This is a genomic window from Lentilactobacillus kosonis (assembly GCF_003864335.1).
Classification (GTDB): Bacteria; Bacillota; Bacilli; order Lactobacillales; family Lactobacillaceae; genus Lentilactobacillus; species Lentilactobacillus kosonis.
Map to the genome: position 1 here is coordinate 20,103 of NZ_BEXA01000010.1, position 10,389 is coordinate 30,491.

Annotated in this window: 13 protein-coding genes and 1 pseudogene; 10 read left to right on the forward strand and 4 right to left on the reverse strand. The window is 37.4% G+C overall.

Annotated features, from left to right (window positions below):
• Nucleotides 1-8: 8 nt before the first annotated feature.
• A complete protein-coding gene (locus NBRC111893_RS10280; RefSeq protein ID WP_125009026.1) occupies nt 9-809 on the reverse strand; it encodes a RecX family transcriptional regulator in 801 nt (266 codons plus the stop codon).
• 85 nt (nt 810-894) lie between these two features.
• Between NBRC111893_RS10280 and NBRC111893_RS10285 the strand changes: the two genes are divergently transcribed.
• From NBRC111893_RS10285 to NBRC111893_RS10295, 3 genes are all read left to right on the forward strand, one after another.
• Nucleotides 895-1,341, forward strand: a complete 447-nt coding sequence (locus NBRC111893_RS10285; protein WP_125009027.1) for a flavodoxin — start codon at nt 895-897, stop codon at nt 1,339-1,341.
• Nucleotides 1,342-1,496: 155 nt separating this feature from the next.
• Complete coding sequence (locus tag NBRC111893_RS10290; protein ID WP_125009028.1) at nt 1,497-2,543, forward strand: LLM class flavin-dependent oxidoreductase; 1,047 nt, start codon at nt 1,497-1,499, stop codon at nt 2,541-2,543.
• Between the two features lies 1 nt (nt 2,544).
• Nucleotides 2,545-3,225, forward strand: a complete 681-nt coding sequence (locus tag NBRC111893_RS10295) for an NADPH-dependent F420 reductase (protein WP_125009029.1) — start codon at nt 2,545-2,547, stop codon at nt 3,223-3,225.
• 98 nt (nt 3,226-3,323) lie between these two features.
• On the opposite strand, the gene NBRC111893_RS10300 is transcribed toward NBRC111893_RS10295, so the two are convergent.
• A complete protein-coding gene (locus tag NBRC111893_RS10300; protein WP_225417748.1) occupies nt 3,324-4,295 on the reverse strand; it encodes a YihY/virulence factor BrkB family protein in 972 nt (323 codons plus the stop codon).
• A gap of 16 nt (nt 4,296-4,311) precedes the next feature.
• Nucleotides 4,312-5,429, reverse strand: a pseudogene (wecB, locus tag NBRC111893_RS10305) (non-hydrolyzing UDP-N-acetylglucosamine 2-epimerase).
• Nucleotides 5,430-5,694: 265 nt separating this feature from the next.
• On the opposite strand from wecB, the gene NBRC111893_RS10310 reads away from it, so the two are divergent.
• The 7 genes from NBRC111893_RS10310 (at nt 5,695) to NBRC111893_RS10335 (ending at nt 9,976) form a co-directional block, all read left to right on the forward strand.
• Entirely contained in the window at nt 5,695-6,642 is a 948-nt protein-coding gene (locus tag NBRC111893_RS10310; protein ID WP_125009030.1) for a glycosyltransferase family 2 protein, read from the forward strand.
• Nucleotides 6,643-6,644: 2 nt separating this feature from the next.
• On the forward strand, nt 6,645-7,070 hold the full coding sequence (locus NBRC111893_RS10315; RefSeq protein ID WP_125009031.1) for a GtrA family protein: 426 nt from the start codon (nt 6,645-6,647) through the stop codon (nt 7,068-7,070).
• 1 nt (nt 7,071) lies between these two features.
• The gene (locus NBRC111893_RS10790) at nt 7,072-7,209 is read left to right on the forward strand and encodes a hypothetical protein (protein WP_160114496.1); all 138 of its coding nucleotides are present in this window, start codon (nt 7,072-7,074) and stop codon (nt 7,207-7,209) included.
• Between the two features lie 129 nt (nt 7,210-7,338).
• The gene (locus NBRC111893_RS10320) at nt 7,339-7,695 is read left to right on the forward strand and encodes a PadR family transcriptional regulator (protein ID WP_125009032.1); all 357 of its coding nucleotides are present in this window, start codon (nt 7,339-7,341) and stop codon (nt 7,693-7,695) included.
• A complete protein-coding gene (locus NBRC111893_RS10325) occupies nt 7,685-8,776 on the forward strand; it encodes a DUF4097 family beta strand repeat-containing protein (RefSeq protein WP_125009033.1) in 1,092 nt (363 codons plus the stop codon). The genes NBRC111893_RS10320 and NBRC111893_RS10325 overlap by 11 nt, the downstream gene beginning before the upstream one ends.
• A gap of 75 nt (nt 8,777-8,851) precedes the next feature.
• Nucleotides 8,852-9,337 (forward strand): DNA-3-methyladenine glycosylase I, encoded by a 486-nt coding sequence (locus NBRC111893_RS10330; protein WP_125009034.1) that lies wholly within the window; start codon nt 8,852-8,854, stop codon nt 9,335-9,337.
• Nucleotides 9,338-9,349: 12 nt separating this feature from the next.
• Nucleotides 9,350-9,976 (forward strand): GyrI-like domain-containing protein, encoded by a 627-nt coding sequence (locus NBRC111893_RS10335; RefSeq protein ID WP_125009035.1) that lies wholly within the window; start codon nt 9,350-9,352, stop codon nt 9,974-9,976.
• A gap of 50 nt (nt 9,977-10,026) precedes the next feature.
• Here NBRC111893_RS10335 and NBRC111893_RS12240 read toward each other — a convergent pair whose 3' ends face one another.
• Nucleotides 10,027-10,308 (reverse strand): LPXTG cell wall anchor domain-containing protein, encoded by a 282-nt coding sequence (locus NBRC111893_RS12240; RefSeq protein WP_125009036.1) that lies wholly within the window; start codon nt 10,306-10,308, stop codon nt 10,027-10,029.
• Nucleotides 10,309-10,389: the final 81 nt, after the last annotated feature.

The following is a 10,389-nucleotide window of genomic DNA, read 5'->3' on the forward strand; positions in this document are numbered from 1 at the left end:
GAATAGTTTTAGCGGTCTTGCAATCTTGCAATTGCGGATTGGATATCATCCATCGAAAACCCTTTAGCGTACAAAGCTTGCTTTAAACGTTGTTCCTGCTCATAACCATCATATTTAGCATACTTGCGATTATATCTGATAGCCAGCTTATCAATTATCTCTTGATCTCGATCAGCAAATTCACTAAGATCAACGTTTTGAACTGCTTGATTAGCGATATCAAACGAAAAGCCTCGTTGGGCCAATAAATTTTTGGTTTTATTCTGAACCATCTTTAATGAATCATTTTTCTTTAATTTAATATTTTTATTAGCCCCCTCTGTAGCAATGGCTAATTCCAAATCAGGCGAATATAGCTCAGTTATACTATTTTCAATTGCTTCCTCCGGGACGTGCTTAGTTTTTAAATGATTTCTAATCCATGCTGGCCCATTTTTTCTTCCTCTAATGATAGTTGTCACGTAGCTTTGTGCATAATGTTCATCATCAACTAATCGCTGATTCTTTAATGTTTCAATCACAGATTTAATTGCATCTTCATCTTCTGATAGTGTTGCCAACTTTTCTTTTACTTCAAATTCGGTTCGTAGGTTATGGGCCAAAAAATCAATTGCTCGTGAATAAAGCTTAGAAATCTGATCAGCTTTCTTCAGAGTTTCTTGAAGCTGGTCATCCACTTCCATACCTTTGAATATTCGATACTTAATTAAGACATCTTCACTGACGGGAAATGCATAATTTCCATCAACATAGATGTTATAGCGTCCCTTTCTTTTCTGAGCCTCTATTTTAGTAATTGTCGCTGCCATATCTTACCTCCCATAAAGTTCACTTTAATTCTAACATTTGCTATACTTGAAATAACAATTCTAATTAAATCCGAGGTTGATAAAATTGACAAGTGCACACGTAGTTTACGCAACAATTACCGGTAACAATGAAGATGTCGCTGATATCATCACAGAACGCCTTGATGATTTGGGCGTCACCGTAACTGAAACTGAAATTTCTCAAACCGACCCTACCGTCTTTAACGATGTCGATATTTGCATCGTTTGTCCATATACCTATGATGAAGGAGCCCTTCCAGAAGAAGGAATGGACTTTTATGAAGATTTATCTGATTTAGATTTAAATGGTAAAGTCTTCGGCGTTGCCGGCTCTGGAGATACTTTCTACGGTGAATTTTATAATCTTGCTGTTGATAAATTTGCGGATGCCTTCAAACAAGCTGGTGCCACTCAGGGCGCTGAAAATGTCAAAATCAACTTAGAGCCTGATGAAGAAGCAATCGTTAGACTAGATAAATTTGTTGATGAAATCGTTGCAAAAACTAAATAATTATTTTCTTAACCGGATGACTATACCCTAGAGGGTAATCATTCGGTTATTTTTTTATTTTCATTCATTAAGAGCTTGGAGTTGCATTTTTTACTAGTATGTAATATTGTGTTGTTAATATATACTTACAAAAAGTAAGCGACAGGAGGAACATTATGATTGACGTAGATAAATTACAATTTGGGCTCGAAACTTTCGGTGATATCGTTTCTAATGACGATGGTAGCCTCAAAACTGCTGGTGAATCAATTCGACAAATTGTTAAAGAAGGCCAGTTAGCCGATAAGCTGGGAATTGATGTTATCGGTGTTGGTGAACATCATCGACCTGATTATAGTGTTTCTAGCCCCGAAATCGTATTAGGTGCAATTGCTTCAGTTACTAAAAATATTAAACTTGCGACCGCCGTCACTGTCCTTAGCTCTGACGACCCCGTCAGAGTATATGAACGTTTTGCCACTCTTGAAGGTCTTTCTCAAGGGCGCGCTCAAGTAATGCTTGGCCGGGGATCATTCACCGAATCATTTCCATTATTTGGTTATGATTTGACCGACTATGATGATCTATTCAATGAAAAGCTTGAAATGTACAGTAAATTAATTGAAGAAAAGCCGGTGACCTGGTCCGGCAAATTCACAGAAACGCTTAAGAAACAGGACGTATATCCTAAAACTGATTACGATGGTTTAGAAACTTACATTGGAATTGGTGGCTCTCCTGAATCAATTATCCGAACTGCAAAGTATGGTTATAAAGTAATTATTGCTATCATTGGCGGTCAAGCTGACCGCTTTGTCCCATACATTGATCTTTATAAACGAGCCGCTGAACAATACCACATGCCCGTTCAACCAATTGCAGTTCACTCACACGGTTTTATTGCCGATGATGAAGATGAAGCTGTTGAAGTTGCTTGGAAAAATATTAAGGCTAATTTTGATCGGATTGGTTTAACCCGTGGTTGGGCGCCAATGAGCCGTGAACAATTCGACGGTGAAACTAAAGTTGGTTCATTCTACGTTGGAAACCCTGAACATGTGGCTCAAAGAATCGCTAGAACCATTAAATTATTAGGTCTGGGAAGATTTGACCTTGTTTATGGAGCCGGCAACCAAACCGCCGCTCAACGTGAGCGCATGATTGAACTTTATGGAACCAAAGTCATCCCCCGCGTTAAAGAAATTCTATCAGAAGGTGAATAATATGGCTGAAATTAAAAATGTTGGTATCTTAGGCGCTGGAAAAGTGGGAATTGCTTTAGCCCAATTAGCATTGGCCGCAGGCTATAACGTTAGAATTTCAGGCTCAGGCTCAGTTCAAAAAATTGCTTTAACCATTGATACGTTGGTTCCAGGTGCGACTGCATCCACCAATCAAAGCGTGGTTAATAATAGTGATCTTATTATTCTAGCAATCCCGCTTAGTCGCTATAAAAATATCAATTCTAAGTTATTAAAAGACAAATTAGTGATTGATGCGATGAATTATTGGTGGGAAACTGATGGTATCCGTGAAGAGGTTCTTGATCCTGACTCAAGCTCTAGTGAGCAAGTCCAAGCGTACTTTAACAAGAGTACGATCGTTAAGACGTTTAATCACATGGGCTATCATAACCTACAAGAAGATGCTAGGCCTACTAATGCTGCTGATCGAAAAGCCTTATTTGTTACCGGTAATAATCATGACGCAGTTGATGAAGTGGCTCACTTTGTGGATACCATGGGTTTTGATCCAGTCGTGCATTATCAATTAGCTGATGGAATCATGACCGAACCGGGTAGTGAATTATTTGGGGCTAGTTTGCCTAAATTAGAGCTTACCAGAATTATTAATCACTTCGATGAAACTGAATTTGGTAAACGAATCAAAGAAACTAATAACTAACTTCCTAAATTAAAACTTAACATCAAAAAGGCCAAGGTAGAATTCCTAATACTAGGATTCTACCTTGCCTTTCGGCTTATTAAATTACATAAGAACGCTCATGATCGCTTTCTTCTAGGTGTCTTCTTAGGTGCGTGTCGACGTGTCGATCCGTTAGAGTGTCGACGATAACGACGTTCGGTAGCGTTTTGGGCCAACTTAAGGGCATTAGCCAACGCATCATCTTGCTCTTGAATAGGCCCAGCCATAAACTCTTGAAGAGTCGCATTCATTACTCCCCCCACCAACATAATCAGTGCGGAAAATTCAAGCCAGAATAATAACACGATAAAGGTGCCGATAGTTTTATAAGCCGTAATATTCCTGCCAAAAAATGCTAAATAAATTGAAAATCCTTGAGCCAATACTAATAGGCCAATGGTTGAAAGCAGCGCCCCAACCCAAACATATCTCAATTTCACCTTAGCCATAGGTACCAAATAAAAGAGGAGCGTCAATAAGAACCAAGTAGCCACAAACGTCACTGGCAACTTAATCGTACCAATAAAATTAATCAATGAATTAGATATATTGGCAATTGGCTGAATCCACTTAGCAATCATCTGACCAAATACCATAAATAGCATGACCGCCGCTACAATTAGAATCAAAACTAAGGTCCATAAAAAAGACATAATTCGATTACTAAAGCCGCTCTGATTTTCAGCTACGCCATAGGTTAAATTAACTGTTCGTTGAAACGCAGCGATAGCACGACTTGCCGACCAAATCGTCACTATCAATCCAATTGATAGTGACCCAGCACTACCACCATACAACGTTGATTTTATGATTGGTTCCAAGGTTGCATATACTCGATCCGGAAAGATGGGTTCCAAGTAAACTTGGATCTCTTCTGGTTGAATATTTAAAACATTTAGTAAACTTCCCACGATAAAAAAGATTGGAAAGATTGCCAAAACAGCATAAAAAGATAACACGACCGCCGAATCAGAAATCGAGCCAGCCTTGTAGTGACTCCAAAACAATTTTATAAAATCCATTATTTTTTTAGACTTTACAGATTCCAATTGTTCTTCCTCCAAGTTAATCTTTACCAATTTTAGCAATAATTGCCTGCAGAATTTTTTCTGAAGCATGACCATCACCGTAAGGATTCTTGGCCTTAGCCATTTCATCGTATGCCGACTTATTAGTTAATAATCGATTCATCCAAGTAGTAATTTGTTCAGGATCCGTTCCCACCAATTTCAACGTTCCAGCCGTAATCCCTTCAGGACGTTCAGTGGTATCTCGAAGTACCAAAACTGGCTTGCCCAGTGAAGGTGCTTCTTCTTGAATTCCACCAGAGTCAGTCATAATAAAATACGCCTTAGCTGCCAAGTTATGGAAATCAAGCACATCAAGTGGACTAATTAAGTGAACTCGCTGATCATCACCAAATATTTCTTTGGCCGCCTGCTGAACCGCTGGACTTAAATGAACTGGATAAACAACTTCGACATTTGAATTAGCATCAATTACTTGCTTAATAGCTTTAAATGCGCGACGCATCGGTTCACCCTGATTTTCACGACGATGCATCGTCATCAAAATCATCTTAGAATCAGGCGCTACTTCATCCAAAACATCGTGATGATAATCCATACTAACTGTCTGATTAAGGGCGTCAATCGCAGTGTTTCCAGTGACGAAGATATTGTCTACAGGGTGATTTTCTTTGAGTAAATTGTGTTCACTCAATTCAGTTGGCGCAAAATACAAGTCAGCTAAAACATCCGTTAGTTGCCGGTTCATTTCTTCGGGATAAGGCGAAAACTTATCATAGGTTCTTAAACCAGCCTCAACGTGGCCAATTTTCACCTTATGGTAAAACGCGCTAATACTGGCAGCAAACGTGGTGGTGGTGTCTCCATGAACCAAAATAATATCAGGCATTTCCTTTTCAATCACGGCGTCAAGCTCTGTAATGATCTTGGTTGTAATATCACTAAGTGTTTGATTTTGCTTCATAATATTCAAATCATAATCAGGTGTAATTTTAAAACTTCTAATACTTGATCTAACATCTCTCGGTGTTGAGCAGAAATTACGGTTACTGGAATAAATTGATCTAGATTCTGGTTCATTTTTAAAATAATCGGTGCCATCTTAATTGCTTCTGGTCTGGTACCAAAAATTGTCATTACTTTTAATTTTTTCATTCAGTCGCGACTCCCTTTCAAAACTTAGTATAACAAAACTTCAGTCCCTATACACCTGCACAAAACTGATTAATTATAATATGGTATAATCTTTAGCAGGAAAGATTCCCCTAGTTGGCACTATTTTAAAGGCTAATTATTAATTATTAGTTTAATCATCATTAGATTATTTGATATGTATTACCATCTAATTTATTCTAGGTGATAGGCCTTACGACAATGTTGGCTAATCAATAAATTAAACAACATAATGGAGGATTTAAAATTGAAAACCATCAGTTTGATCGTTCCCTGCTACAACGAGGAACCAACGGTCAACTTGTTTTATGACACAACCGAAAAAGTCTTTGCACAACTAAACCAAACTCATGATGAACAATATAGGCCCGACTACCTTTTCATCAACGATGGTTCAGCTGATAATACTTTAGATGTGATGCGCAAATTACATAATCAACATCCCGATGAAGTTCACTATATCTCATTTTCTAGAAATTTCGGTAAGGAGTCAGCTTTTGCAGCCGGTTTAGCTAATGCACACGGTGATTTTGTTGCTGTGATGGATGTTGATCTCCAGGATCCGCCAGAGTTATTAATTCAAATGGTTGATATTCTCGACCAACCAAATACTGAATATGACGTGGTTGGCTGCGTGCAAAAGTCTAGACGTCAAAACCCGATTCGGGCATTCTTATCTGCTTCGTTCTACAAAGTGATTAATAAAATGTCCAAAATTCAAATTAAGCAAAATGTCAGAGATTACCGCTTAATGACTCGTAGATATGTCGATGCAGTTTTAGAAATGCCAGAATATAACCGCTTCTCAAAGGGGTTATTTTCTTGGGTTGGTTTCAAAACCAAATATTTAGAATATGAAGGTGTTCCTCGGGCTGCAGGAACTACTTCATGGTCAATTTTTCAATTATTTGATTATTCACTAGAGGCCTTAGTGGACTTTTCCGATGTCCCCCTCAAATTAGCAACATTCATTGGCGGATTGATTTGTTCGTTATCAATCATTGGACTAATATTCGTCATCATCCGTGCCATATTCTTTGGTGGCTCAGTTAATGGTTGGGCTTCAATTGTTTCAATCATCCTATTCTTAAGTGGCGTTCAACTATTCTGTCTAGGGATTGTTGGTAAATATATTAGTAAGATATACCTAGAAACTAAGCATCGTCCTAAGTTTATTATTCAAGAAAGTCGTTAATCATGAAAAAAATTTTATCGATATATAACCAACAAAAAGAGGTAATTTCATACCTATTTTGGGGCGTAATGACAACTGTAGTAAATATTTTAATTTTCGCCCTATTTCACTGGTTAACTAATTGGAACTATTTGATCAATAACTCGATTGCGTGGTTAATTAGCGTGCTATTTGCGTATGTCACTAATCGAATCTACGTATTCCATTCCTACTCAGATTCTCGCAAAGCAATGTTTAAAGAGATAATATCATTTTTAATTGGCCGTGGTGCGTCATACTTTATTGAACAAGCAATTTTAATTGTGGGAATTTCTGGACTTAAGTGGCATGAAATCACAGTGAAAATAATCGCTAACGTTGTTGTTGTTATCATAAATTATTTCTGGTCGAAATGGGCCGTGTTTAAAAAGAAAGGAACTGAATCTTAACATGAAACGTACTGATATCCGTCAGAAGAAAGAAGTTTTTCCAGACGGCCATGCAACTCAACTTCTTGGCTACCAACTATTAGGAATTTCAGTTATCCTGATTGGGTTACTAGCACTCGCTGCCCATATATTGATGTAATTAAATAAAAAGTCCCCCAACTATAATTAGTTGAGGGACTTTTTATTTAATCTAACAATTACTTTGACACGCACAGTAATAAAATATACAATACTGTGTGTAACAAAGTAATTTTCTTGAGGAGTATTTATGGAAAAAGCTCAGAACATCTCAAAAGAGTTAATTCGCGGAGTTACTGATGGCATTGTTCTAAATATCCTATCTCAAGCAGACTCATATGGATATAAAATGACTCAGCAAATCTCTAGCCTATCAAATCAACAATATGAAATCAATGAAGCAACCCTATACACGGTATTCAGACGCTTAGTTAAAAAAGGTTTAGTCACCAGTTACTATGGCAATGAATCACAGGGTGGTCGTCGAAAATATTATCAAATAACCGATGCCGGTAAATCAGCATTAGATGACTTTCAGAATCAATGGGAATTTTCCAAAGAAATTATTAATCAATTAGTCACAGGAGAACTTAAAAATGATAAATGACAATCTAATAGAAAAACAGTTACAAAAATTTTTTAATAGTACACCCCCAACCGGAGAGCTATTAGATTTTTATGACGAGGTTAAGGCCGATATTAAAGAGTCCGCGTCAAAAAAATTGGCCAATCATTCAGAGCTAACTGAAGCACAAGCGATTAAATTAGCCATTGAACAGATGGGCGATTTAACTCCTGCAATCAACTTAATTTCGCAACCTGATGACTCATTAACCAAACTATCAGCGAATGTAGATGAGCAATCTCAAGATTTGCCAAAACGCTTAGAAATTAATGCTGGCTTTGGAGAAGTATTTTTAAGCCAAAGCCCAGATGAAGAACTTCATTTCTATCAACAAATATCCCCTAAAGATAATTCGTTCAAGATGCAGATGATTGAAAATAATGATCAAATTACCATTAATATCCCAAAACCTAGCTGGTTAAAGTATTTAACTCCATTACGACATCCAAAATCTAAACTATACGTTGAAATTCCAAACCAATTTAATGGAACAACTATCTTAAGTGGAGATTCAAGTAGTTTACAAGTTAATAACTTGAACGTAAATGGTGAACTTAGCTTCTCAATAAACTCAGGAATCATTAAGCTTAATCAATTAAAAACCAATATCTTAAATATTCAAATAAATTCCGGCCAGTTAAATACAAATCACGTACAAGCTAATAAATTTTTCGTTAACGGTAACTCTGGCACAGTTACTATTAATGATTCAGAGGCAAACTTTAACATAAAAATCACCAGCGGAGTAATTAAGGCGAACTTGATTTCTGGTTCAGGAACTTTTGCTACCCATTCTGGATCCATCAAAACCAATTGGCAAAATGTTGTCGATAATATTAATTTAACCACCCAATCTGGCACGATTGATTCTCAACTACCAATATTGAAAAATTTTAATTTTAAATTATCCACCCTTTCCGGCACTGCTAAACTTAAAAATCGTCAAGCCACATATGAGCTTCGCTCTCAAGGTGCCATCATGGGGCGGACCATTGATGGTGATGATAATAACACCTTTAACCTCACAGCTACGGCCAAATCTGGCACAATTAAAATTAGTTAGCAATATTTCATGATTAAATTTCACCCCACCCAGTAATAAAAGTGGTATCTTCCTAGATGTAAGGGGGAATGATGAATGGAACAAAATGGCGTGCAAGAATATCATCAATTATTTGGCACTAAGATTCATGACGCAAACACCGCTTTTGAATTCTTAATCATCGCGGTTTTTCAACCTGGAATGAGCTGGAAAGTTGCGGCTACAAAAATTCCGGTATTTAGGCGTTTATTCGCAAATTTCAATTATCATACAGTTGCTGCATTTGACGAACCTGATTTAGAAGCCATTGAAAGTGACTCAGCCATGATTCAAAATGGCCGAAAAATTCGGGCAGTCTTACAAAATGCTAAAGCAGCAATTCAATTAGAGCCTGAATTTAATAATTTAGCCGACTATTTTTGGTCATTTGCACCTAACAAATCCGAAATAACTGACCGAGAAACCCTAGGTACACTAGTTGCTAAAGATATGAAAAAAAGAGGATTTACGTTTGTCGGTCCTACAACTATTGGCCTGTTATTGGTAGGAATGGGAATAATTGAACGTCAAACAATCATCTAAGGAGGAATTATTATGGATAAATTTGATTATCGTGTTATGGAATCAGCAGAGTATTCTAAAGAAACCGTACCTTCAATTGTACATCTCAATGAACGCAATTACCTCACGTTTGAGGGAACCGGTAAATTCGATTTAACTGATTCTAACTTCAAGGAAACCGTCTCAGCCATGTATGACTTGGCTGCTGGTATTAAACAAGCTGCCTCTACCAGTAAACAACTCGATTGGTTCAGAAACTATGAACCTTATCCCCTAAATAGTTATTGGCATACTGATGGTAGCTACATGTTAATGGTCAAGCAGCCTAACTTTACCATTCCCGAATTACTCCCAGTTGCCAAGGAACTTGTAAAGAACAAATATCCCCAAGAAGTTCTTGATCAAATCAAATTCACTCGCCAAGAAGAAGGCTATGAAGTTCAATCGGCTAACAAGGGCCCCTTAAATAAGGATTCTAGTGTCTGGGATACTCTAAGAAATTTTGTTGATCAACATCAATTAACTGTCACCGATGATGGTCACCGAGAAGTTTACTTAACTAATTTGTTAACGGTTAATCCTGCTGATTGGGAAATTTTAGTTCGCCAACCTATTAGCCATGATGTGACTAGTTCTGGGTTAGAAATTATTACAAATTAGTAAATAAAAAAATCCACATTCGAAATGAATGTGATTTTTTACTACGCATTTTAAATTCGTTTAAAGGCTCTATATGCCAAACCCAAAGTGGCAATTAGTAAGCCTGTACCAATTGCCATAAGTGTAGTTGTGTTTGCTTTTGAATCACCTGTTTGAGGCAATTTATTAGCAAAACCAGCTTTAACAATCTGTTTAAGCTTTGGTTGCTCCTTACCAGTATTTTGCGTGGTAACAACCTTTGGTTTAGAAATATTTACTTTGGTTACCTTATTATTACTTGGTTTGAAAGGTATGTTGGGCTTATTAGTCACCGGTGTCGTTGGCGGCGTCACTGGTGTTACCGGGGTTTCTGGCGTCGTTGGTGGTGTTACTGGGGTTTCCGGCGTCGTTGGTGGTGTTACCGGGGTTTCTGG